The sequence below is a fragment of the Microbulbifer aestuariivivens genome (assembly GCF_039545115.1).
In the GTDB taxonomy this organism is placed as follows: Bacteria; Pseudomonadota; Gammaproteobacteria; order Pseudomonadales; family Cellvibrionaceae; genus Microbulbifer; species Microbulbifer aestuariivivens.
This window is the reverse complement of record NZ_BAABRT010000009.1, coordinates 107,491-130,016: the sequence shown is the minus strand read 5'-3', so window position 1 is coordinate 130,016 and position 22,526 is coordinate 107,491. Positions and strand designations below refer to the sequence as shown.

The following is a 22,526-nucleotide window of genomic DNA, read 5'->3' as shown; positions in this document are numbered from 1 at the left end:
AGCAGCCGCAGAGCGCCGGCTGAACCCGGAAACTACAGCTCCGGTAAACGGTCGTGACTAACTCTGCGATTAAAGCCGGAATGTAAGGAAAAAGTAGGGGAAGGGAGCAGGCCGGGCTGTGCCCGGCCATGCATGGGGAGATGGGCTCTGCCCGCAACTAATTTCCTGATTCACCGTCGGATTTCAGGTGGCGATCGAAGAAATCGCGAATCAGGGTGTACTGGTGAATCCGGGTCTGCTTGCCGTGCAGGCTGTGCTTTTTGCCCGGGTAGGTCATCAGCTCAAACTGCTGGCCATTGTCCTGCAGCACCTTGATCAGCTTGGTGGTGTTGGTGAACAGCACATTGTCGTCCGCCATGCCGTGGTAGATCAGCAGCGGCCCCTTGAGACCGTCGGTATAGGGGAATACCGATGCCGCCTCATAGGCTTCGGGAACCTTGTTCGGGTCGCCCATATAGCGCTCGGTATAGTGAGTGTCGTAAAGGGTCCAGTCGGTTACCGGTGCGCCGGATACGCCGGCCTTGAAGTAATCGCCCGCCTTGAACATGGCCATCAGCGCCATATAGCCGCCGTAGCTGTGACCAAAAACACCGATGCGCTGCGGGTCGACAAACGGCAGGCCGCGCAGGAACTTAACCCCGGCCACCTGATCCTCCACTTCCACCGTGCCCATGGCCTTGTGGATCGGGTTTTCAAACGCCGTGCCGCGGTTGGCGGAGCCGCGGTTATCCACGGTGAACACCACATACCCCTGCTGGGCCATATACTGATTGAACAGGCGATCCCAGCTGTTGGTCACCAGCTGGGCGTGTGGCCCACCATACAGGAATACCATCACCGGGTACTTTTTAGTGGGGTCGAAGTCCGCCGGCTTGTACAGGCGGTAGTAAAGCTGGTGTCCCTGTGGGGCGCGGAAGGCACCGAATTCCGGCGTGATCCAGCCCTGTTGGTAGGCAGACAGGGGGTGCCCCTCATCCACCCGGTTTTCCTCGATCCAGGTGACCAGCTGGCCGTCGACGTCGTGCAGGCTGACCTGCGGCGGCGTCTGCACATTGGAGAAGGTATCGATATAACCGGAAGCGTCAGCGGAGAATTCAATGGCGTGCATACCGGCGCGACGGGAAATCCTGCGCGGCTCCCCCGCCTCGCCGTCATCCAGCTCCGCCACATACAGGTGGCGCTCCAAGGGCGTATCGCGGCGGCCAGTAAAATATACCTGCCCCGCAACTTCATCCACCGCCTCCAGGGCATCCACCGACCACGGGCCTGCGGTAACACGCCGCAGCAATTTGCCATTCAGGCCGTACAGATACAGGTGGCGAAAACCATCGCGCTCTGAAGACCAGAGGAAGCGCTCACTGTCCTTGAGGAAGTGCAGGTCATCGTGCAGGTTGACCCAGGTATCACTGTTCTCAGTCAACAGTGTGCGCGACTCCCCAGAATCGATATCCACAAGGCGCAGCTCCAGGGTCTGCTGGCTGCGGTCCTGCCATTGGTAGGACAGTAAATTGTCGCGTGCCCACTGCACCCGCGGAATATAGATATCGGTCTCTTTACCCAGGTCGATCCAGCGGGTCTTGCCGCTCGCCACATCCAGCACGCCAAGCTGAATCGTCACATTCGGACGCCCCGCCGCCGGGTAGCGCTGGCTGATCATATCGATGCGGTCGGCATAGATCTCGCTGCGGATCACCTCATCCACCGGGCTTTCATCAACGCGCAGGAATGCGATGTGTTTTTCATCCGGCGACCACCAATAGCCGGTCATACGCCCCATCTCTTCCTGGGCGACGAACTCCGCCATGCCGTTTTTGATCGGCCCCTCGCCATCAGTGGTGAGCTGCCGCTCCTCACCGGTTTGCAGGTCGACAACAAAAATATCCTGATCGCGAATAAACGAGACGAAACGCCCCCGGGGCGATACGCGCACGTCGGTCTCGAAGGCATCGGTGTCGGTCAGGCGTCGCGCCTGGCCTTTGCCCAGATCGTAGTAATAGACATCCCCGGCGAGGGGAAACAGCAGCGCATTGCCCTGCTCCGACCAGGTGTACTCCATAATGCCGCTGCCATAGATACGCTGGCGCTCGCGGCGGGCCTTTTCTTCGTCGGAAAGATTCTCCTCCCCTTGGTGCAACCGCTCGGAGTTCACCAGCAGGCGCGTCTCCCCATCGGCGATGTTGTACTCCCACAGGTCGTAGCGATCGTAATCTTCTTCACGCCCCTTCAGAAAGGTGACGCGGCGGCCATCCGGGGAGTAAGCCAGTGCGCGGGGAGTGGCGCCATCGAGGGCCGGATCGGAGAACATTCGTTCGATGGTGAGCTGCTCGGCAGAGGATTGCATGGTTATCAGCCCCCCAAGCAGGCAAAGAATCTTTTTATTCATCACTTTCTCACTAAATACATCTGTAGTGTCGCCGCCGAGGATGGGCAAGCGGCGCAGGCAGTGTAATCGGCACCGCCGGCGCCGGCTACCGGCAAACCCCAGGGTCAAGGTGCGCGGTCACGATCATCGCACTTGAAGGAGGCCAGAGGCGCGGATTCTGGCTACGCCTGCCGATCTGGGCGACTCGGAACCTGCCATCAAACGTCGGTAACTGGCTGGAACTTTTTTGCTTGTTTTATGGCTCGAGCATGTCTGAGCAAGGCTGTAAATAGGCTTATTAATTACCTTCCGCAGGAAATGTTCCCAGCGTAAGCCCCTCACGATAACCTGAACTTATCGGTCATACTTCCGTGCTTTAGCTCATCGCCTGCTGCCGGCTCTGGTGCAGTATTGACTAGAGTGAATAGAACATACGGAGGTTTTATGTCCAAGTTGCCACTTCGCATCGATCTCGTCTCGGACGTGGTCTGCCCCTGGTGTGTGATCGGCTACCTGCGCCTGCAGCGCGCCCTGTCGGACTACCGGGACGAGTTTGACTACTCCGTGCACTGGCACCCTTTTGAGCTGAATCCGCAGATGCCCGCCGAGGGGCAGAACCTGCGCGAACACCTGGCGCAAAAGTACGGCACCACGCCACAGCAGAGCATCGAGGCGCGGCAGCGCCTGACCGACCTGGGCGCGGACCTTGACTTCACCTTCAACTACAGCGATGACATGCGCATGTACAACACCTTTGACGCGCACCAGCTGTTGCACTGGGCGCACCCCTACGAAAAACAAACCCCGTTGAGCATGCGCCTGTTTGCAGACTTCTTCGGCCAGCGCAAGAATATATCCGACCTGAATGTGCTCGCCGACGCCGCCGCGGCGGTGGGTCTCAACCGGGACGAGGCGCTGCAGGTGCTGCGGGACCAGACCTACGCGCGGGAAGTGCGCGCCGAGGAACAGCAGATCGTGGGCCAGGGAATTCAGGGTGTGCCGCTGTTTATTTTCAATCGCCAATATGCCATGAGCGGCGCCCAGGAAGTGGACACCTTCAAGCAGCAGCTGCGGCAGACTCTCGACGAGCGCGACATGGATTGAAAACGCTATCGCCTGAAAAACAGAAGACTAAAATCAGGGCACCGGAAAACCAACGTGGTGAGCGCTTAAAAACGGAAAACGGAAAACGGAAAACGGAAAACGGAAAAACGACTAAATCGCCACAAGACACAAGACACAAGACACAAAGAAAATCATTCGCGCTTGGGCAACGCATCATCGATATCGACGATGCGCCTTCCGTAATAGAAGTGACTCGTTGCACTCAGCGCTTCCGGCATCTCGCCCCGGCTCTGGAGACGCACCAGCAGCTGGGAAACAATCCGCCAGCCCATGGCGTTACTGTTGAATACCGTTTCGCCGCACTGCCTGCAGAAAAACCGCTACATCCTTTTCTGCGGATGCTGGTAGACCGCGAGCAGTCCCTCGCCGCTGGTGATGGTGAGCCGATCCTTTTCCCAGGCATCCACGGAATGGTAGGGAACCTTGAGAAAACCGCGGCAGTCTTCGCAGTGACAAAAGCCCCGCACTCTGGGCGGCCCCTCGCACTGAAACGCAATCGCCCCGCAGTCACAGGAAAACCGGTAAACCCCTGGCATTACTGACCCCTTTTCTGTCATTACCGACCCGTTTTCTGTCTTTCCCTCTTTTTACTCACCTCTTATGCCTCTTATGCCTGGCCCTTATCCTCCCTTAACCCCCTTATTAACGCCTGTATAGCGCCTGCGACTGCGGTGCTTCCCTGCGGCATAGCAGTCAGGGGGTGTTATCCGCGAGCCACTATGGCCTCAGCAGGTAGCCCGCATGAAAACGCAGGTGCTGCTCGATAAACGTGGCGATAAAAAAATAACTGTGGTCGTAGCCCGGGTGACGCTCCATCTGCAATGGGTAGCCGGCGGCCTCGGCTGCGGTTGCCAGCGCGTTGGGCTTTAGCTGCTGTTCGAGGAACTCATCATCCTCGCCCTGGGAAATCAGGATCGGCTGCCGCTCCGTGGCCCGGCTCAGCAGCACCGTTGCATCGTAGGCTTCCCAGCTCTGCCGGTCGGCGCCCAGATAGGCGCTGAAGGCCCTTTCCCCCCAGGGACAGCTGATGGGATTGCAGATGGGGCTGAAAGCGGAAACCGATGTGTAGCGCCCGGGGTTGCGCAGGCCGATCACCAGCGCGCCATGCCCACCCATGGAGTGGCCGCTGATGGCACGGCGCCCCGTCAACGGCAACTCCGCCTCCACCAGCTTCGGCAATTCATCCACGATGTAGTCGTACATGCGGTAATGGGATTTCCACGGTGGCTGAGTCGCGTTCAGGTAGAAGCCGGCTCCCTGCCCCAGGTCATAATCGCCGTCATCCGCCACGCCATCGCCGCGCGGGCTGGTGTCTGCAATCACCAGGGCAATCCCCAGCTCCGCCGCCACGCGCTGCGCGCCGGCTTTGTGGCTGAAGTTCTCATCCGTACAGGTGAGCCCGGACAGCCAGTAGAGCGCCGGAAAGCCCTGCGCGTTATCCTCGGCCCGCGGCGGCAGAAACACCGAGAAGCGCATGGGGCAATCCAGCACGGTGGAGTGGTGCTCGAAACGCTGCTGGCGACCGCCAAAGGCCTTGTTTTCACTGATCAGTTTCATGGGCTGTTAGGGTTTCCTGCGGACATGGGTTGGTCACGGCTGATCAAAATGGATGACGCTGCGAATACTGCGCCCCGCATGCATCAGTTCGAAGGCGTCGTTGATCTGTTCCAGTGGCATGGTGTGGGTAATAAAATCTTTAAGGGCAAATTCGCCGGCCATGTAGCGCTCGACAAAACCCGGCAGTTGCGAGCGGCCTTTCACGCCGCCAAAGGCGGTGCCGCGCCAAACCCTGCCGGTGACCAGCTGAAAAGGCCGGGTGCTGATTTCCTGGCCGGCACCGGCCACGCCGATAATCACCGACTCGCCCCAGCCCTTGTGGCAGCACTCCAGCGCCGCGCGCATCACGTTCACATTGCCGATGCACTCGAAGGAATAATCCACCCCGCCATCGGTCATCTCGACGATCACTTCCTGAATCGGTCGCTCGTGGTCGTCGGGGTTGACGCACTCGGTCGCGCCGAGTTTTTTGGCCAGCGCGAATTTATCCGGGTTCAGGTCGATACCGATAATCCGCTTGGCGCCGGCCTGTTTGGCGCCGATCACCGCGGCGAGACCGATGCCGCCGAGACCAAAAATGGCGACGGTGGAACCCTCTTCCACCTTGGCGGTATTGGTGACCGCGCCCATGCCGGTGGTGACGCCGCAGCCCAGCAGGCACACTTCCTCAAGCGGCGCCTTGGGGTCCACTTTGGCCACCGAGATTTCCGGCAGCACCGTATATTCTGAAAAAGTGGATGTGCCCATATAGTGATAGATGGGCTTGCCGTCGATGGAAAAGCGCGTGGTGCCATCCGGCATCAGCCCCTTGCCCTGGGTTTCGCGAATCTTCTGGCACAGGTTGGTCTTGCCGGATTTGCAGAATTTGCACTCTCCGCACTCGGGGGTATAGAGGGGAATCACATGGTCGCCCACCTGCACACTGGTAACACCCTCGCCCACGGACTCGACAATGCCGCCACCCTCGTGGCCGAGAATCGCGGGGAAAATACCCTCCGGGTCCTCGCCGGACAGGGTGAAGGCATCGGTGTGGCAAACCCCGCTGGCGGTGAGACGCACGCGCACCTCGCCTTGTTTCGGCGCTGCCACCTCCACCTCCTCGATGGTCAGTGGCTTGCCCGCTTCCCAGGCCACTGCGGCCCTGCACTTGATCGGTTTGATACTCATTAGACTCCTCAGACTCCTCACTTATGCGCTGATTACCGCTGCTGACAGGCAGCCGCGACAACCTGCCGTGGTGGTTTGAATGACATGATACGCAGGTTCTCCCAACGGGGATGGCGATTGGCGCGCAAAGAGACTCGAATCCCGCGGGAATCTCAAGGCCGGCGTCAACTTGCGCGCAAAGCCCGGCTCGCAGCGGGCTCGCTAACGGCGCAGGGCAATCAGGGCTGACACGCAGAAGGAGGGAGGCAAGCGGAACGGCAAGGAGTGCAGTAAGAAGAACAGCGAGGAGAGCGAGCGAACCGCAGCGGGAACTCCTCAGGCCTCCCGCTGCCGCTTGCGCCACTGCAGGGGTGACACACCATGCACGGCGCGAAAGGCCTTGGAGAAGGCGCTGATATCCGTATAGCCGAGGGTGGCCGACAGCAGGTTGATATCGATACTGGAGGCGCGCAAGTGCCAGCGGGCGGTTTCCATGCGCGCCTCCTGCAGCAACTGTTTGAACGAGGTGCGCTCCTGCGCCAGCCGCCGCTGCAGTGTGCGCCCGGGTATTTCCAAAAGCCCCGCCACCTGCGCCAGGGTATGCCGCTGGGCGCCGAGGGTCTGCAGGATCAGGGCCTTGACCTGGGACGCGACACTATCGCGATGCTTGTCCAGCAGCTGCCGGGTAAATTCCTCGAAGTAGAGCCGCAGGTTGATATCGGGGGCACAGAGGGGGCGATCCAGCACCCCGGCGTCGAAAACCAGCGCGTCGCACTCGCGCCCGAAATGCACATCCGCATTGAAGAATTCCCGGTAGCGATGAGCGGGGGATAGGGCATCCTGGCGGAAATGCACTTCGCGGGGGCGGATATCCTTGCCGGCCAGATCCTGCACCAGCCGGTAACAGGCGCCCACCGATAATTCCCGGTACTGAATGGCCGTCACCGGCTCGACAAAATGATCGAAGCGCTGGGCCAGCAGGGCATCGCCCTCGACATGCATGCGCCAGAATTCCGCCTGATTGTGCAGAGCCATGTAGCGCTGCGAGGTTTCCAGCGCGGTGCGCAGGCTCGCGGTCCCCATCAGCAGTTGACCCAACACCCCAAGAATACGCACCCCCTGCATATCCGCGAGGCGCAGGCCAAAGTCCGCACAGCGCAGCTGGTCGGCACACAGGTCCAGAAGTTCCGAGAGCGTGGCAATGGGAATCAGCAGGTCCGGGCGGCGCATACAGTCTGCGGGCAGGCCGACCTCCGTCAGCAGCTCGGCGGCATCACCACCCAGTCTCGGAATCAGCAGGTTGAACCCTGCCAGCGCCCCGCTGCGGATTTCGTAGACCGGTTTCACCCTGGCGCCCTCATCCCCGGCCTGCTCGTCTCTGGTTTTCTCACCCCTGAATTTCTCGCTTCTGCGTTGCTGTAAACCAAAAACATCCAACCGGCGCTTTATCGCCCCGGCAAACGATCACGACTTTTTGACAAACTTGGTCAGGATCACGATACGCTGGCCATTGACCCGGCCCTCGATATGCTCGGGATTATCGGTGAGGCTGATACCGCGCACGGCGGTGCCGCGCTTGGCCACCAGGCTGCTGCCCTTCACATCCAGGTCTTTGATCACCGTCACCGTATCGCCCGCCTGCAGCACAACGCCGTTACAGTCCCGCTGTACCACACGCTCGTCGTCCGCCGGCAGCGGTGCCGCCTCGGCCCACTCGCGCAGGTCCTCGTCCAGGTAGAGCATTTCCAGCAGGTCCTGAGCCCAGGCTTCGCCGGACAGACGCTTCAGCAGTCGCCAGGCTGCCACCTGCACCGCCGGTACCGGACTCCACATGCTGTCGGAAAGGCAACGCCAGTGGTTGCTGTCCAGCGCCTCGCCACCGGAAAGCTGCAGGCTGCAGGTGGGACACAGCAGAATTTCCGCATTGGTGCGTCCCTCGGAGCCGGGCAGCGAATAGGGCCCAAGGCCGGCATTGGCCCCGCACAATTCACAGCGGCCGCCGCTGCGCTCCATCAGTTCCCGATCAATGCTCACTCTGATCTCTCCCGGGTGACCCTCACCCTGTTTGATGCCCGGCAGCGGATGCACTGGGGCGCGGACTAAAAAAGGGGCGCATTATGCGCTGCGGAGCAGCCACTGCCAATGTCAGTGGGCAGTGGCTGCTTTTCTTTCAGTCTTTCAGCCAGCCTTTCCCAGCCCTTGCGTGAACCTTTGCTTCAGCCTTTCCATTAGCCTTTGCGCCCATAAGGCCCGCGCCTCTGGTTTCCGTGCTTGTTATACCGAGTAATGCCTTTCCCGCCCAACCTTAAATAAAAAACGGTTGAGCGCTGTTTGTTGTCGGCTTGTTATCGGCTGGCTGTTGCCTTCGAATAGAGACCTACACGGTTTCGTTACAGCTGCGCTTGCATGGCGCAGGCCCCCATGCCCCTGCCTCCGTGCACTTGTTCGCAGATACCCGTTTACAGCTTTTACATCTCTCCTACATTTTTCCTGCATCTCTCCTACATCTTTTTGCTCTCACACCACGGCTTACCTATGGGCATACGGTGTCACCAGCGCAATCAACTTCTGCCTCAGAATAGGTTAGTGATGCGCCGACACCGCAGAGGCGAACTCTCCACAGCGATCGCGATTCAGCGCATGGGTGATATCACCCATACTGAGAATACCAACCAAACGCCGCTCGCTGTTGATCACCGGCATGCGGCGCAACTGGTACTGCTCCATCCTGCCCAGAGCGGTATCCATGTCGTCGTCTTCCCAGAGCCACTCGACACCCTCGGTCATCACATCTCTGGCCGTCAACTCTCCCACCGGCGGCGAAGAGGCAATCGCCTTGCTGTGCAGCCCACCGTTGGCCACGCCGCGTACGGCGATATCCCTGTCGGTCACCATACCCACCAGGCGATCATTTTCCCCCACCGGCACGGAACCGATATCCTCCTCTCGCAATATCTGCGCGACTTCACTCAGCGGAGTATCCGGGCCGACCCAGGTACATCCCTGATGCATGGCTTCACCCACTCTCATGACGCGCCTCCATATACAGCCTCAGGCGAACACTCGCGACGAGGAAGCGCCGCGAGTGTCCCACAGGGTCAGTGAATTTCGATGCGCTGGGTGCGAGGCTGCTCTTCCTCGCGCTTGGGTGCCTTCAGCGTCAGGACTCCGTCTTTGAAGCTGGCATCGATATCGCTCTCTCGCACATCGGCACCCAGATTGAAACTGCGCATGTATTTCCCGTAGCGGCGCTCCTGCCGGATAACCCGTCCCTCCTTCTTTTCCTTCTGCTCGCGGTGCACTTCCGCTTCAAGGGTCAGGACACCATCTTCAAGGGTCACGTTGATATCGTCCTTGGAGACCCCCGGCAGCTCCGCGCTGATCTCGTAACTGTCCTTGGTTTCGTGGACATCGATTTTTGGCGAGAAAAAACCCTCTTTCGCCTCGCCACTCAGGCGCGAGGGCGAAAGCATCTGCTCAAACATACTGTCGAGATCCAGTAGGGATCCTCTGGGAATCAGGCTCATTTTGCTCACCTCTTTCATTCACCGTTCATTCACCGTTCATTCACCGTTTTAATACACTGCGTTCACGCACTGTTCCAACTCGCTTCGTTAGCCTGCAGCCGGCCGCTTTAGCGCACCACCTTGCACAGCGAATTCACTCACCTTCTCGCTCTTTTTCTCCGTCAGCGCATTTTTCAGTCCACTTTCCCGCTGACGTCTGCCACTGATCCGTGCTGTTTCATCACTGCTTTATCCCTGTTCTGGCAGTGGCAAAATCCCTGTTTCGACTGTGGCGCAGCGATTCCCGTCCATTGAACTGGGGGGCGGACTAAACCGGCGCGACCGCAACGCGGTTAATCCCGCAGATTTGTTCTGCGATTCTAATCACGGAGCCTGAAATCAGTAGCCGCCCTTCGTCTGATACAGGGCCATTCTCATAACCGAAAGTTTTTAACAGGCTATGACTCTCAGCGGTGGTTATGGACTTTGCAAGGTTGTGAAGTCTGGAAAATGGGATTTAAGGACGTGACGCTGCAGGCCAGTAGCGTTCTCTCTGGCAGAGTGTCAGTGTGAAATACTGACCAGCCCATGATAGTTGTTCACCTCTGTATTGCTTCTCTTTTCTGTGTCATCCCCCCGCTTTGTTCCCCGGTGTTGCCCCTCTCTCCCTCCAGCGTCTCCTCGAGCGTCTCCTCCAGTGCCTCCGCCAGAGATGATTGCCGTCAAGTGTCGGGGTGAGCCTGCACAGAGCGCACTAGAATGGAGATATGTCATAAAGGAGGTTTCACCATGGCCAAAGCCTGGGTTCTCGTCGCCAATCACACCGATGCCCGTATGTTCGAAGCTGAGCACCGCGCCAGCGCCCTGAAAGAGCTGGAGGTGTTGCACTATCCGGAAGGGCGCATGCGCGGACAGGAACTGCTCTCTGACTCCTCGGGGCGCGTGTTCGACCGCAATGGTCATGGCTCCCACGCCATGGGCGGCATCAGCGACCTGCGCCGCGAAGGGGCGCAGACCTTCGCGCGAGAAATTGCCCACGCATTGGAGCGCGCCCATGAGGAGGGGCGCTACGAACATCTCTATATCGTCGCCGAACCCAAAATGGTCGGTCCCCTGCGCAATGCCCTGTCGCCCACCACCCGCGCCGCCATTCAGGGGGAAACCGGCAAGAATCTGGTGCACAGCGACCCCGAGGCAATCCGCAAGCAGTTGCCGGATTTTTTATAAACCGGCTTGAGACAGCTGCGGCAAGGTCTTTCGCAGGCTCCCGTGCCCTACAAGCTGCCATACCCTACAAGTTCCCACGCCCTAATGGGCAACCGGGCTGCGACCAAGACGGTCTTGGCCGCAGCCCGCCGGTTCCGGTTCCCGAGACAATCCCCCTGCGAGCCCCCCATACAAGCACCCTTACCCGGCCCCAGCAACAAGTCCTGCCGGCCGAGGCGTTGTGAGCCTGGCTTCTTGGGCCTGCCGGACAGATCCGATACCATTGGGTCACATTCAGGCAGGGAAACAGGCCATGCTGCGACTCTTCGAAATCAATCGGGGCATACTGCGCGAGCAGTCCATCGAGGAAACCATGAGCCGGCAGCAGCTTTCCGAAGCCGCCTGGGTTGACCTTCAGGAGCCGGAGGAAGATGAGCGGGACCTGCTGCAGCAGCTGCTGCGAACCGAGCTGCCGGAATCTGACGATGTGGAAGAGATCGAGGCTTCGGCGCGCTACTTTATCGACTCCGCCGGAGTACATATTCACTCCCTGTTCCTGAGCCAGAGCGAGGGGCGCCACGACACCACCACCGTGGCCTTTATACTGCAGCCCCAGCGCCTGATCACCGTCCGCGAAACCGACCTGGCCGACTTCCGGCTGCTGCGTATGCGCGCCCGGCGCCGACAGGTAGAGGTGCGCAGTGCTCAGGAACTGATGGTGCAGGTCTTTGAACAGAAGGTGGAAAATCTTGCCGATGCCCTGGAGGACATCCACGTCAAACTGGGCGAGGTGAGTTTTCTGGTGCTGGAAGACGAGTCGGCGGAACTCGAGGACGCCATCGACTATCTGGCAAAGCTGGAGGACAGTACCGGCAAGGTGCAGCTGTGCCTGATGGATACCCGCCGCTCCATCACCTTCCTGCAACGCCATATCCATATCGACGGCGAATTGCAGGAAAGTTTCCGCGATATTACCCGCGATATCGACACTCTGATGGCGCACACCGGCTTTGTATTCAACAAGATCAACTTCCTCATGGATTCCACTCAGGGATTTATCAATATCGAGCAGAACCAGATCATCAAGATCTTTTCCATCGCCGCCGTCGTCTTTCTGCCGCCCACCATGGTCGCCAGCATCTACGGCATGAACTTCGACATCATGCCGGAGCTGAAATGGGCCGGAGGCTATCCCTTCGCCCTCCTGCTAATGCTATTGGCGGGTGTGGCCCCCTACGCCTATTTCAAAAAGAAAGGCTGGCTGTAACCCCCAACACCAGCTCCCGCCCACTATCCAAGTGCTAGTATTGAGGAACCGACCGCTAAACTCCTGCCACCGGTTCCGCCACAGTGGAGCGCTTTATGGGCACCGCCATCAACAAACCTTTTCACCTCAGACAGTGGCTCAGTGTGCAGCAGGCGGTCTCTCACCTCAGCGCCCTGGCCGAGGAGCTGTTCACCAGCGCCGACCTCGCAGATCTCGCCGAGCACCACCAGCTGGATCTTTACTGGTATCGCCCGGGTCAGGCCGTGGCCTATCTGGATCGGCCCGCGGTATTGGACCTGAGCAAACCTTTGCGCCTGTGCGCGGAAAACCCCAGTGACTGGAAGGCTATCGTGGGTATCCTGCGTCAGCGCCCCGCACTGCCCGCCTATGAGCAGGACACGCCGCTGCTGGAGGATGACGAGGGCAACCGCCTGCGCATCTGCTTCGATTATCGTCAGCGCCCGGAGCCCTTCAGTGGCCGCTGGTACCCAAGCCTCGCCGAGCTGATGGTGCGCCGCAGCGATATCGACCAGCTGGAGCCCGACCTCTTTTCCCCCGCCGACACTGAGCACCCGCTCGAAAAGCAGCAACTGCTCAATGTCATCTGGGAACTGGAGAAACTCGCCCTCGACGGCGAACACCATTCCACCAGCTGGCTGGCCGAGCAGATCGCCCGGCGCTCTAGCGCCCTGGATCGCCAGTCGCTAGAGCGCATACTGAGCGCAGCGGAACGCGAAGGCTCACGGGGCAGCCCCCACTGAACCCGCTCTAATCCCCCAGCGCAAGCGCTGCCGAATTCCCTGCGGCATCGACGGCCGACACCGATAAAACTGCCATCGCGCTTCCGCTTTCTGCGCTACCCCTTACCAGCTCCTATCCAGTTTTTTCCCAGCTTCATTCGAGCGCTTTTGCGACTTCATGCCAGACGCCTGCCAGCTCCTGCTCCATCATTTCCTGTGGCCGTATTGTGTTGCCGCACCTTGCTGCCTCTGCCATAAACTGCGAAATTATCGCTTAATACATTCGGCTTTTTTCGCTTTTACCGAACGACAGGTTTTTTATAATCGGTGAAAACAATGCTCGCCGGATCGACTTTGAATCCAATAATGATGAAACGGAATCCAAAACGTGGCAGCGAAAAACAGCGATAGCCGCTATGGCTGGGTTGCCATCGCCTTTCACTGGCTGATGGTTCCCGCAGTGCTCGGCCTCTTTGCCCTGGGCTGGTGGATGCGGCAGCTTTCCTATTACGACCCGTGGTACCGGCAGGGACCGGAAATCCACAAGGCCATTGGCATTCTGCTGCTGATCGCGCTGCTGTTGCGCCTGTGCTGGAAGTGCCTCAACCGCCGCCCCGCAGAGCTGCCCGGCACACCCCGCTGGCAGGCGCTGGCCGCGCGTCTGACCCACGGCGGACTCTACCTCCTGCTGCTCGCCAGTATGCTTTCCGGCTACCTGATCTCCACCGCCGATGGCCGCGCCATCGATGTGTTTGGCCTGTTCAGTGTTCCGGCCACCCTGCAGGGGCTCACCAATCAGGAAGACATCGCCGGCGAGGTCCACGAAATCCTCGCCTGGACACTGATGGCCCTGGTGGCACTGCATGCGCTGGCCGCGCTGAAACACCACTTTATCGACCGCGACGCCAACCTGTTGCGCATGCTGGGAAAGCGGGCAAAACCGGCAACCCCCGGAAAGTCGTGCAGCCCGGAAGGCCAGCGCGGCAGCAACCCGGCATCGAACTCGAATCCAAGCACCGTAAAATAAGGAGTATTACCATGAAGCAAATCGCCATTTTTCTGCTCGCCTCCCTGCTGGGCGCCACTGCCCAGGCGGCGGAATACGTAATCGACACCAAGGGCGCCCACGCCTTTATCCAGTTCCGCATCAAGCACCTGGGTTACAGCTGGCTGTACGGGCGCTTCGATGATTTCAGCGGTTCTTTTCAGTACGACGAGAACAATCCCGAGGCGTCTTCCATCAACGTCAATATCGATGTGAACAGCCTCGACAGCAACCACGCCGAGCGCGACAAGCACCTGCGTGGGGAGGATTTCCTGTTCGTCGAGAAATACCCCAGCGCCACCTTCAAAAGCACCCGTTACGAGGTCACCGGCGATGGCAAAGGCAAACTGAGCGGTGATCTGACCCTGCGCGGCATCACCAAGCCGATTACCATCGACGTGACCCATATCGGCGGCGGCCAGGACCCCTGGGGCGGCTACCGCCAGGGCTTTACCGGCACTACAGAGTTCGCACTGAAAGATTTCGGTATCGACTACAACCTGGGACCGGCCTCGCAGACCGTGGAAATGATTCTGGACGTGGAGGGTATTCGCCTGTAACAGCGGCGTTAGCCTTTGCATAAAAACCCGGCAAACGCCGGGTTTTTTATGCTCATGCGCGCTGAGGGTGTTGCGCGAATTGTTTTGTCGCAGGCTTTCCGCTTTTCAGGCTATCGAGCGGTCAGTGTCGAGCCGGCAAGGCGGGCTGAAGTCCGCTCAGGCCCCGACGCGGCTGGGCTCCGGAACCCGCACTGCGACTCGGGCCAGCCCATACACTACCAGACCGGCGATGATGCCCGGCATGCCCTCGTAAATATGGCTGTGCCAGCCGAGCCAGCGCCACGTGAGCGCGGCGGCGAGGCCCACCAGACTCATGAGGATATAGACCCGCTGTGATGGGCGGCCACCCAGGGCAAGCACAATCAGGACCGGGGCGAAGGCGGATGCCAGGGACGACCAGGACATCACCACCAGGCTGAATACACTCTGCTGGTTCAGCAGCGCCCAGACCACCGCGCCGCTCGTGATCGCCACCGTGGTCAATTTCAGCACCCAGGTCTTTTCAGTGCGCTGCGGCATCAGGTCGTGGGTCATGGCCGCAGAGCAGCTCAGTACCAGCGAATCCGCCGTGGACATGGTGGCAGCAAACACACCGGCGAGGATCAAACCCACCATCACCGGCGGCAGGACATCCAGAGCCATCATCGGCAGAGCCAGTTCCGCATCAAAGCTGCCCGAATCTCCCAGCATAATACGGGCAAGCATGCCCACCCCTGTGGCCATTGCGTAGAAAGCGGTGAACCAGAGGTAGTACCAGACCCGCGCGTGAATCATGCGATGTTCCGACTCCAGCGCCATAAACCGCACCATGACATGGGGCTGTCCAATCACCGACAGGCCGGCGAACAGCCAGCCCACAGCAAACAGCACACCGCCGGCCAGTCCCGGCAGCAACATATTGTCCGGATACCAGTTGAGGAAGCCTTCCACTTCGCTCATGGACTGTATCGCCGCGCCGATGCCGCCTACAGAATCAGTCGCCACCACCAGCAGTGAGCCCATGGCCACGATCATCACGACGGACTGGGCAGCGTCGGTCCAGATGGATGCGCGGATACCGCCGGCAAGGCAATAGGCGGCGACGATAACGCCGCCGATAACCGCACCACTCCAGATTGGCAGGTCCAGTAATACATGCAGCGCTTTACTGCCGGCCACCAGCTGTGCACTGGCATAGGCCAGCAGGAACATCAGAGACAGCAGCCCGGCGAGACGCTGCCAGTAAACAAAACGCCTGCCAGACCAGGCGCTGATCACACCGGCGTAGCTGGATTCACCCGTCTGGTGCGTGGCGCGGCACAGCGACTTGTGCACCCAGAGTGAGCCGAGAAAATCACCGAGGATCCAGCCAACCATCAGCCAGATGGAGGCCAGTCCGGTGGCATAGGTGTAGCCGATCACGCCGATAAACATGTAGCCGCTGTTGTTGGTGGCAACGGCGGAGAGCCCCACCAGAAACGGCGACACATCGCGGCTGGCCAAATAGTAGTCCTGCTTGGTACCGCGACTTTTCAGGTAAGAACTGACGCCGATGGCGGCGAATATGGCGAGAAAAAACAGAAAACTGGCGAGCACGGGACTCTCCCAATGGCTGGTTATTATTGGACACCACGTTGATTTGAAACCACGTTGTTTGCGGCGAGCCGGCCGCGCGGGGCTTACTACAGCCCCGCGTACTGCCATTCGCCGGTCTCCTGCCGGCAATTACCTTGCTGAAATTGCCTTTAAGAGGAGGACTGCGATTTTTCGGTTGCGTCCACCACCCCGGCTTCCATACCGGTGGACTCAATACCCATCAGGCGGGCAAACGGCGGGTATTCCTGCAGGCCGTCAAGAGCCTCGTCCTCCATCGCCTCGTCCCGGTAAGCAGTGGAGATTTCCAGTGCCCGGGCAAGGTAGTCCACCGCCTCTTCCCACTGCTCCAGGCTCGCGTGGGCACAGGCCAGCTGGTAGTAGGCGTTACCGTTTTCCGGGTCCACCTCCAGTGCGCGCTGACACAGGTGGATGGCCCACTGGGGCTCCCCAAGTTCCAGTACCGCGTCGGCCTTGTAGGTGAGCGCTTCACCATCATCGGCGCGCAGGCCAAGGATCTGATCGTAAATGGCGATCTTGCCCGCGGCGGTATGCTCGCGCCCGGCCCGCAGCCATAGGGACTGGATTTCCTTGGTCAGCTCAATCTCATCGCGGTTGCTTTCGATATGACGGGTCTTCTCGCTGAGCTGCTCCTCGATACCGCGCAGGCGCGCCTCGTACTGGCTCACCAGCTTGGAGATTTCCTCATTGGCGAGGCCGTGGACTTTTTCCTTGATGTCGCGGATTGAAGTCCAGCCCACCAGCACCAGCAGGGAACTCACGCCGGCGATCAGGTAGAAGAAATAGGTCACCGTATCAGTGGCATAGGAGATCGCCTTGTCGGCCACATTGATCTGCCGATCGACAAACTGCTCGGTGAGGGTGACCCTCTGCGCGGCCATCTCGGTGCGCAACTGCTTGAGCTCATCGAGCACATAGCGTTCCACAAAGGGATTGAAGAGCGGCTCTTGCAGGCTGTTCACATGTTCCTCGGCCGCTGCCTGCCGGGCAGCCTGGTGCGCGGTTTGCGCCGCGCCCTGCTCCTGGGGCTGCGCTGGAACCTGCTCCTGAGCCTGGGCCAACACCGAAAGCGGCAGCCAGGAGGCTGCCACTAGCAACATCGTTGCTATCAAGCTGCGCATATCGCCTCGCCGTGATCGTAAACTTCCACCAAAGCGTGGTGCAGGCTTTTCACCGCCTGTTCGTAGTCGTTCTCATTGACCACGAACTGCATATCCACCTGGCGCATGGACTGATGTACCGCCAGTACACTGATGCCGGCGCGGGCCAGTGCCGCCACTGCGCGGGAGAGCATGCCCGGCACTTTCATGTCGCTGCCAATGGCGGAGACAATCGCCACCTTGCGCACCTGAATATCGCAGTCCGGATACGCCTCGCAGATTGCCGCGCGGATACGTTTCACCGTCTTCAGGTTGGTGGCGAGGAAGTTGGTGATCGTGTTGGCATTGATGTCCTTGGTCACCACGCTGCCTTTGAAGCGACGAATGATGTCGTTTATAGCGCGATCATAGGTGGTCATCAGCCCCATCATGTCCTGATCAAAGCACTCCACCGCATAGATGTTCTTGCGCCCGGCAATAATCTCTACACAGGGGGTCTCACTGACATAATCACCGGTCACCAGAGTGCCCGCATGTTCGGGTTCAAAGGTATTCATCACCCGCAGTGGGATTTCCTGCTGGCGCAGTCCCTTGGCAGCGCGAGGGTGGATCGCCTCCATGCCCAGGTTGGCCAGCTGGTCGGCGACATCGTAATTGGTGCGGCCGATCGGCACCGCCTCGGCTTCACCCACCAGCCGCGGGTCGGCGCTGCTGAGGTGGTACTCCTTGTGGATAATGGCCTCCCGGGCACCGGTGACGACGGCGATACGGCTGAAGGTCATCTCGCTGTATCCGCGGGCAAAAGTTCCCATCAAACCTTCGCGGGTGTGGGCATACCCGGTCGCAATCGGCAGCTCAGTGGCCAGATCAATATCCCGGAAGGCCCGTTCGATGCGCTCGTCCAGGGTCAGGTGCTCGCCATCACGCCAGCCGGTCAGGTCCACAAAACGCGCATTGATGCCCTCCTGCCTCAGCAGTTCGGCGGTATTCCAGGCGCTGTGGGCCTCGCCGATACTTGCCAGCATTTCGCAGACAACATTCAAGTGTCCCTCGAGGGCGAAGTGCCCGTGCTGGCAGACCCGTTCCAGATCGGCGAGGCAGCGCTCGGCATCTTCAAGACGCTCACCGATAAAATCATTGGCGCGGGCCAGCTGATTCGCATCGGTAAACAGTGCTGCGTTGATCTCGTGAACGCGGTCGCGAACCGCATCAATGGCATCATTCCAGCTGTGATCTTCATTGGCACCGGCAAACAGCGCGAAGATGCCCGGGCGGCCGGATTTCTTATGCTCCAGCAGCAGGTCGGTGATTCCGCCATAGGCGGATACGACAAAGATGCGCTGGTACAGGCCAGTTTTTACCGCTTTGCCATTCTTAAAAACGATGTTGTCACGAACTGCGGCATAGTCACTCATTGACGTGCCGCCGATTTTTTCTACCGTATGGAGATTCATTGTCTTCCTGTAAGGTCTGCCGCTTGTAAGGTCTGCTGTTATCTCGGATTACAGAGCGGCGCAAACTGCGCCGCTTTGGGACACAACACCTTTACTTGTTATCGGAAACCTCTTCCGCTTCTAGTTCGTAGGCGCCTTGCGCGTTGTGAACTTCCTTACCATGCAGGGGCGGGTTGAAAACGCAGGCCATTTTCATTTCAGTTTTGGCGCGCAGTATGTGCTTGTCATGCTGGTCGAGGATATAAATGGTGCCCGGCTGAATTGGGTACACTTTGCCATCCTCAACGGTTTCCACCTCGCCTTCGCCGGACATGCAGTACACGGACTCCAGATGGTTCTGGTAATGCAGGTGCAGGTCGGCCCCTTCATAGATGGTGGTGATATGGAAAGAGAAGCCCATATTGTCGTTTTTCAGCAGCAGGCGGGTGCTCTCCCAGCCCTCGGAGACAATACGGCGGTTACCCTGTTCGGCTTCTTGCAGATTTCTTACGATCATTTCTTTTCTCTCATCAATTCCAGTTAACTCAGCAATCTCCGCGAAGAGCCTGTATTCAGGCTGCGCCCGCCAGCGTCGCTTCTGCGCTGTCAGCGTCTTCGGCGAAGAAATCGTGCTCTTCCGGCACGTCGTTGCTCTTCAATACTTTCTGTACCGCGGCTTCAACAATATCCAGGCCGCGCTTCAGATTCTCGTCAGTGATGGTCAGGGGACACAGGGTTTTCACCACCTGATCGTCGGCGCCACTGGTTTCGATCACCAGGCCATGCTTGAAGGCTTCTCTGGTGATCTGCCCGGCCAGGTCACCGCTGATGCAGTTCAGGCCGCGCATCATGCCGCGACCGCGGGTGGTCATATTGCCGTCGCCATACTTCTCGACGATGGCGGTCATACGCTGTTCGATATACTCCCCCTTGCGCTGTACTTCCCTGGCGAAGCTGTCATCGCTCCAGAAGTGGTCGATAGCCGCTTTGGCAGTGACAAACGCGAGGTTATTACCGCGGAAGGTGCCGTTGTGCTCACCGGGTTTCCACTGGTCCAGCTCCGGTCCCATCAACACCACCGCGAACGGCAGGCCGTAACCACTCAGAGACTTGGACAGGGTGATGATGTCCGGCTTGATACCCGCTTCCTCGAAGCTGAAAAAGCTGCCGGTTCGGCCACAGCCCGCCTGAATATCATCGACGATCAGCAGGACATCGTGCTTGCGGCACACCGCCTCCAGATTGCGCAGCCATTCCACACTGCAGGCGTTGATACCGCCCTCACCCTGTACGGTTTCCACCATAACAGCGGCCGGGTGATCCACACCGGAGGAGGAATCGGAAAGCACCTTGTCGAGATAGGCGGTAGTGTCGATATCGTCACCCAGATAGCCCTCGTAAGGCATACGGGTGATACCGCTCATGCTCACACCGGCGGCACCGCGGTGGTGGGAATTACCGGTGGCCGCCAGCGCGCCCATACTGCAGCCGTGGAAGCCGTTGGTAAACGCGATGACGTTTTCGCGACCTTTGTATTTACGCGCGATCTTCAGCGCCGCCTCAACCGCATTGGTGCCGGTCGGGCCGGTGAACTGCATGACGTAGCTCATGTCTCGCGGCTTGAGGATCTTTTCGGAAAAAGCTTCCAGAAACTCACCCTTGGCCTTGGTGTGCAGGTCCAGACCGTGGGTAATGCCATCAGCCATGATGTACTCGACCAACGCCTCCTTTAAAAGCGGGTTGTTGTGGCCGTAATTCAGTGTGCCGGCACCACCGAGGAAATCCAGGTACTGATTGCCATCCTCATCGTATAAATATTCCCCTTGCGCCTTGTTAAAAATGCGCGGAAAGGCGCGGGCATAGCTCTGTACTTCGGATTCGATCTCATCAAAGACTTTCATATTGGCAACCTTTGCTTGGTTAATTGTCAGTTCGCTGAAAATAAAAATGGATGGCGATTACCCGCCTCAACCTTGAGCCCGCGTATCGAAGGGCCCGATGCGCAACAGCATTTCGCTGTCGTGGGCGCCCTTGAAGTGACGCTCGCGGTCAAACATCACCGACTCTTCCAGCCCGGCATCCAGCCTGCGAGCGAGACCGCGGAACAGCGCCCAGGAGGCTTTGTTATCAGGGGTAATCGTGGTTTCCAGATAGCGGACCTGCTGGCAGTGCGGGCGGGCCAGAATGTCGCGGATCATGCGACCGGCGAGCCCCATGCCACGGCCCTCCTCTGCCACCGCCACCTGCCATACGAAGAGAGTGTCCGCACGAGCGGGAATCAGGTAGCCGGAGACAAAGCCAACCAGTTGGCCGTCCAGTTCGGCGGCGACGCTGGTGTCGGCGAAGTGGGTGGCCTGCAACAGATTGCAGTAGATGGAGTTTTCATCCAGAGGCGGGCAACGGCTGATCAGGCGGTGCACTTCGGCACCGTCCTCACTGGCGGGCTTGCGCAGCAGAACTTGGCTCTTGCAAGCCTCGCCCTGCCGCGCGGCGACCTTTTCTTCCGGGGACTCGTCGCTGCTGTCGTGGGAACTTGCGCTCTGCGAAGCGCTAACGCTTGTGGCGTTCAAATCGATACCTTTAGCTATCAAATAATTAGAGTTCGCTCAAATGAGACGCCAAACATCAATGATGACGATTAGCAGGTCACATTTGACCTTTAATGCAGATAATTGTTTACTGCTCTAAACAATTTTTTGCATAGTACTCTAAACATTTACCAAGAGGCAAGGCTCGACCCCATGGCAGCTGATCAAAAAGCACGCAGATCTTCCACCTATACAGACGCCTCCGCGCCTGCCAGCGGTGGCGCAGGTCCCCGCGGCAGAAGGCACTCAGCGAAACACTCAACAATTGACAATCTGCGGGCAGCGCATAAAGTCGCGCACAGGCACCTCTCCCGCCGCGAACTGCAGAGCCTGCTCCTGATGGATAAAATTGAAGAAGTACTGATCACCCTCCGCCGCCTCATCCGCGCCACCGACCTGCACTCCAAGCAACTTGTGAAGACCGCGGGCCTGACCGCACCACAACTGTTGCTGCTACAGGCAATTCGTGAAAAGGGGCAGGTGACCATCGGCGCGCTGGCCAAGGAAATCAGCCTCAGCCAGGCGACGGTGACCACCATCCTCGACCGACTGGAAAAAAGGGGGCTGGTGTACCGGGAAAGATCCTCGCAGGACAAGCGCAAGGTACACGCCTACCTCACGGACAAAGGCATGGACCTTATCCGCGACGCCCCCGCGCCGCTGCAGGAACAGTTCGTGCGCCAGTTTCGCGACCTGCGCGAGTGGGAACAGTCCATGATCATCTCCTCCCTGCAGCGGGTCGCGATGATGATGGACGCCGAGCATATCGATGCCTCACCGGTGCTGGATGTGGGCGATTTGGACCGCCAAGACAGCCGCCAGCCGCCCATGGAGCAGCTCGATGCGGACGGCGATAAAAACGCCTGAACAGCGCAAAATTTCTGTGCGCAGAAATAATTTCTGTGCGCAGAAAAACCCTCTCAATCCCCGCCTCAGACCACGCCAAATACCGCGCAAAACACCGAAGTTTTATTCGGTAAATTCCGCTAAATGTTCAAGCTTTCATCGATCATGAGCGATAGTGAAAGCAATCGTTGCATTCCAGCCCGAGTCCGGTATAAAAGGCCCAACAGCACTGGGCGGTCGCGCGTCACTGACGGCAACCGCCAATCAAGACAGGGCGCAAAAAAACCTAGAACAGCGCCCCGCAGCCGGCTCCTCGTTACAGGCTTGGGCCGGCCTATGCAAGACGCCACCAGCGTCGACTGGCAGAAAGCCAGAAACCAGCAGCGCCGGCAGGTGAGCCCGCAAGGGTCGGCCAGTCACTTCAGGCCAAAATAACTAGGCGCGGGCCACCC

General features: G+C 59.2%; 22 protein-coding genes. 7 read left to right on the top strand and 15 right to left on the bottom strand.

Annotated features, from left to right (window positions below; translation table 11 throughout):
- Nucleotides 1-157 precede the first annotated feature (157 nt).
- Nucleotides 158-2,383, bottom strand: coding sequence for a S9 family peptidase (locus tag ABEA58_RS07370; protein WP_345550211.1), 2,226 nt, complete (start codon nt 2,381-2,383; stop codon nt 158-160).
- A 423-nt stretch (nt 2,384-2,806) separates the two neighbouring features.
- On the opposite strand from ABEA58_RS07370, the gene ABEA58_RS07365 reads away from it, so the two are divergent.
- Nucleotides 2,807-3,466, top strand: a complete 660-nt coding sequence (locus ABEA58_RS07365) for a DsbA family oxidoreductase (protein ID WP_345550209.1) — start codon at nt 2,807-2,809, stop codon at nt 3,464-3,466.
- 152 nt (nt 3,467-3,618) lie between these two features.
- On the opposite strand, the gene ABEA58_RS14460 is transcribed toward ABEA58_RS07365, so the two are convergent.
- From ABEA58_RS14460 to ABEA58_RS07330, 8 genes are all read right to left on the bottom strand, one after another.
- Nucleotides 3,619-3,759 (bottom strand): hypothetical protein, encoded by a 141-nt coding sequence (locus ABEA58_RS14460; protein ID WP_486348259.1) that lies wholly within the window; start codon nt 3,757-3,759, stop codon nt 3,619-3,621.
- 48 nt (nt 3,760-3,807) lie between these two features.
- Entirely contained in the window at nt 3,808-4,023 is a 216-nt protein-coding gene (locus tag ABEA58_RS14455; RefSeq protein ID WP_486348258.1) for a GFA family protein, read from the bottom strand.
- 181 nt (nt 4,024-4,204) lie between these two features.
- Nucleotides 4,205-5,044: an S-formylglutathione hydrolase gene (fghA, locus tag ABEA58_RS07355; protein WP_345550206.1), complete on the bottom strand. Its 840-nt coding sequence runs from the start codon at nt 5,042-5,044 to the stop codon at nt 4,205-4,207.
- A 33-nt stretch (nt 5,045-5,077) separates the two neighbouring features.
- Nucleotides 5,078-6,211, bottom strand: a complete 1,134-nt coding sequence (locus ABEA58_RS07350) for an S-(hydroxymethyl)glutathione dehydrogenase/class III alcohol dehydrogenase (protein WP_345550204.1) — start codon at nt 6,209-6,211, stop codon at nt 5,078-5,080.
- A 315-nt stretch (nt 6,212-6,526) separates the two neighbouring features.
- The gene (locus ABEA58_RS07345; RefSeq protein WP_345550202.1) at nt 6,527-7,537 is read right to left on the bottom strand and encodes an AraC family transcriptional regulator; all 1,011 of its coding nucleotides are present in this window, start codon (nt 7,535-7,537) and stop codon (nt 6,527-6,529) included.
- Nucleotides 7,538-7,654: 117 nt separating this feature from the next.
- The gene (locus tag ABEA58_RS07340; RefSeq protein WP_345550200.1) at nt 7,655-8,224 is read right to left on the bottom strand and encodes a PhnA domain-containing protein; all 570 of its coding nucleotides are present in this window, start codon (nt 8,222-8,224) and stop codon (nt 7,655-7,657) included.
- A gap of 549 nt (nt 8,225-8,773) precedes the next feature.
- On the bottom strand, nt 8,774-9,220 hold the full coding sequence (locus ABEA58_RS07335) for a CBS domain-containing protein (protein ID WP_345550198.1): 447 nt from the start codon (nt 9,218-9,220) through the stop codon (nt 8,774-8,776).
- A 68-nt stretch (nt 9,221-9,288) separates the two neighbouring features.
- On the bottom strand, nt 9,289-9,717 hold the full coding sequence (locus ABEA58_RS07330; RefSeq protein ID WP_345550197.1) for an Hsp20/alpha crystallin family protein: 429 nt from the start codon (nt 9,715-9,717) through the stop codon (nt 9,289-9,291).
- Between the two features lie 768 nt (nt 9,718-10,485).
- Here ABEA58_RS07330 and ABEA58_RS07325 point away from each other — a divergent pair.
- From ABEA58_RS07325 to ABEA58_RS07305, 5 genes are all read left to right on the top strand, one after another.
- A complete protein-coding gene (locus tag ABEA58_RS07325; RefSeq protein WP_345550195.1) occupies nt 10,486-10,923 on the top strand; it encodes a host attachment protein in 438 nt (145 codons plus the stop codon).
- Between the two features lie 292 nt (nt 10,924-11,215).
- Nucleotides 11,216-12,169, top strand: a complete 954-nt coding sequence (gene corA / locus ABEA58_RS07320) for a magnesium/cobalt transporter CorA (protein ID WP_345550193.1) — start codon at nt 11,216-11,218, stop codon at nt 12,167-12,169.
- A gap of 95 nt (nt 12,170-12,264) precedes the next feature.
- Nucleotides 12,265-12,930 (top strand): hypothetical protein, encoded by a 666-nt coding sequence (locus tag ABEA58_RS07315; RefSeq protein WP_345550191.1) that lies wholly within the window; start codon nt 12,265-12,267, stop codon nt 12,928-12,930.
- A gap of 367 nt (nt 12,931-13,297) precedes the next feature.
- Entirely contained in the window at nt 13,298-13,936 is a 639-nt protein-coding gene (locus tag ABEA58_RS07310) for a cytochrome b (RefSeq protein ID WP_345550189.1), read from the top strand.
- A gap of 11 nt (nt 13,937-13,947) precedes the next feature.
- A complete protein-coding gene (locus tag ABEA58_RS07305) occupies nt 13,948-14,514 on the top strand; it encodes a YceI family protein (RefSeq protein WP_345550188.1) in 567 nt (188 codons plus the stop codon).
- Nucleotides 14,515-14,670: 156 nt separating this feature from the next.
- Here the strand turns inward: ABEA58_RS07305 and ABEA58_RS07300 are convergent, their stop codons facing one another.
- From ABEA58_RS07300 to ectA, 6 genes are all read right to left on the bottom strand, one after another.
- The gene (locus ABEA58_RS07300) at nt 14,671-16,089 is read right to left on the bottom strand and encodes a sodium/proline symporter (protein ID WP_345550187.1); all 1,419 of its coding nucleotides are present in this window, start codon (nt 16,087-16,089) and stop codon (nt 14,671-14,673) included.
- Nucleotides 16,090-16,238: 149 nt separating this feature from the next.
- Nucleotides 16,239-17,207, bottom strand: coding sequence for a tetratricopeptide repeat protein (locus ABEA58_RS07295; RefSeq protein ID WP_345550185.1), 969 nt, complete (start codon nt 17,205-17,207; stop codon nt 16,239-16,241).
- Between the two features lie 8 nt (nt 17,208-17,215).
- Entirely contained in the window at nt 17,216-18,661 is a 1,446-nt protein-coding gene (locus tag ABEA58_RS07290) for an aspartate kinase (protein ID WP_345550183.1), read from the bottom strand.
- 91 nt (nt 18,662-18,752) lie between these two features.
- Nucleotides 18,753-19,157 carry an ectoine synthase gene (locus tag ABEA58_RS07285; RefSeq protein WP_345550181.1) on the bottom strand — a complete coding sequence of 135 codons (405 nt, stop codon included), beginning with the start codon at nt 19,155-19,157 and terminating at the stop codon, nt 18,753-18,755.
- A 55-nt stretch (nt 19,158-19,212) separates the two neighbouring features.
- A complete protein-coding gene (ectB, locus tag ABEA58_RS07280) occupies nt 19,213-20,541 on the bottom strand; it encodes a diaminobutyrate--2-oxoglutarate transaminase (RefSeq protein WP_345550179.1) in 1,329 nt (442 codons plus the stop codon).
- A gap of 66 nt (nt 20,542-20,607) precedes the next feature.
- Nucleotides 20,608-21,210, bottom strand: a complete 603-nt coding sequence (ectA, locus tag ABEA58_RS07275; protein WP_345550177.1) for a diaminobutyrate acetyltransferase — start codon at nt 21,208-21,210, stop codon at nt 20,608-20,610.
- Nucleotides 21,211-21,567: 357 nt separating this feature from the next.
- On the opposite strand from ectA, the gene ABEA58_RS07270 reads away from it, so the two are divergent.
- Nucleotides 21,568-22,095 carry a MarR family winged helix-turn-helix transcriptional regulator gene (locus ABEA58_RS07270; protein WP_345550175.1) on the top strand — a complete coding sequence of 176 codons (528 nt, stop codon included), beginning with the start codon at nt 21,568-21,570 and terminating at the stop codon, nt 22,093-22,095.
- Nucleotides 22,096-22,526 lie beyond the last annotated feature (431 nt).

Excerpts from the sequence above, each read along its gene's own strand:
- ABEA58_RS07370 (WP_345550211.1), bottom strand. The coding sequence starts at position 2,383 with ATGAATAAAAAGATTCTTTGCCTGCTTGGGGGGCTGATAACCATGCAA.
- ABEA58_RS07365 (WP_345550209.1), top strand. The coding sequence starts at position 2,807 with ATGTCCAAGTTGCCACTTCGCATCGATCTCGTCTCGGACGTGGTCTGC.
- ABEA58_RS14460 (WP_486348259.1), bottom strand. The coding sequence starts at position 3,759 with ATGGGCTGGCGGATTGTTTCCCAGCTGCTGGTGCGTCTCCAGAGCCGG.
- ABEA58_RS14455 (WP_486348258.1), bottom strand. The coding sequence starts at position 4,023 with ATGCCAGGGGTTTACCGGTTTTCCTGTGACTGCGGGGCGATTGCGTTT.
- fghA (WP_345550206.1), bottom strand. The coding sequence starts at position 5,044 with ATGAAACTGATCAGTGAAAACAAGGCCTTTGGCGGTCGCCAGCAGCGT.
- ABEA58_RS07350 (WP_345550204.1), bottom strand. The coding sequence starts at position 6,211 with ATGAGTATCAAACCGATCAAGTGCAGGGCCGCAGTGGCCTGGGAAGCG.
- ABEA58_RS07335 (WP_345550198.1), bottom strand. The coding sequence starts at position 9,220 with ATGAGAGTGGGTGAAGCCATGCATCAGGGATGTACCTGGGTCGGCCCG.
- ABEA58_RS07330 (WP_345550197.1), bottom strand. The coding sequence starts at position 9,717 with ATGAGCCTGATTCCCAGAGGATCCCTACTGGATCTCGACAGTATGTTT.
- ABEA58_RS07325 (WP_345550195.1), top strand. The coding sequence starts at position 10,486 with ATGGCCAAAGCCTGGGTTCTCGTCGCCAATCACACCGATGCCCGTATG.
- corA (WP_345550193.1), top strand. The coding sequence starts at position 11,216 with ATGCTGCGACTCTTCGAAATCAATCGGGGCATACTGCGCGAGCAGTCC.
- ABEA58_RS07315 (WP_345550191.1), top strand. The coding sequence starts at position 12,265 with ATGGGCACCGCCATCAACAAACCTTTTCACCTCAGACAGTGGCTCAGT.
- ABEA58_RS07305 (WP_345550188.1), top strand. The coding sequence starts at position 13,948 with ATGAAGCAAATCGCCATTTTTCTGCTCGCCTCCCTGCTGGGCGCCACT.
- ABEA58_RS07295 (WP_345550185.1), bottom strand. The coding sequence starts at position 17,207 with ATGTTGCTAGTGGCAGCCTCCTGGCTGCCGCTTTCGGTGTTGGCCCAG.
- ABEA58_RS07290 (WP_345550183.1), bottom strand. The coding sequence starts at position 18,661 with ATGAATCTCCATACGGTAGAAAAAATCGGCGGCACGTCAATGAGTGAC.
- ABEA58_RS07285 (WP_345550181.1), bottom strand. The coding sequence starts at position 19,157 with ATGATCGTAAGAAATCTGCAAGAAGCCGAACAGGGTAACCGCCGTATT.
- ectB (WP_345550179.1), bottom strand. The coding sequence starts at position 20,541 with ATGAAAGTCTTTGATGAGATCGAATCCGAAGTACAGAGCTATGCCCGC.
- ABEA58_RS07270 (WP_345550175.1), top strand. The coding sequence starts at position 21,568 with ATGGATAAAATTGAAGAAGTACTGATCACCCTCCGCCGCCTCATCCGC.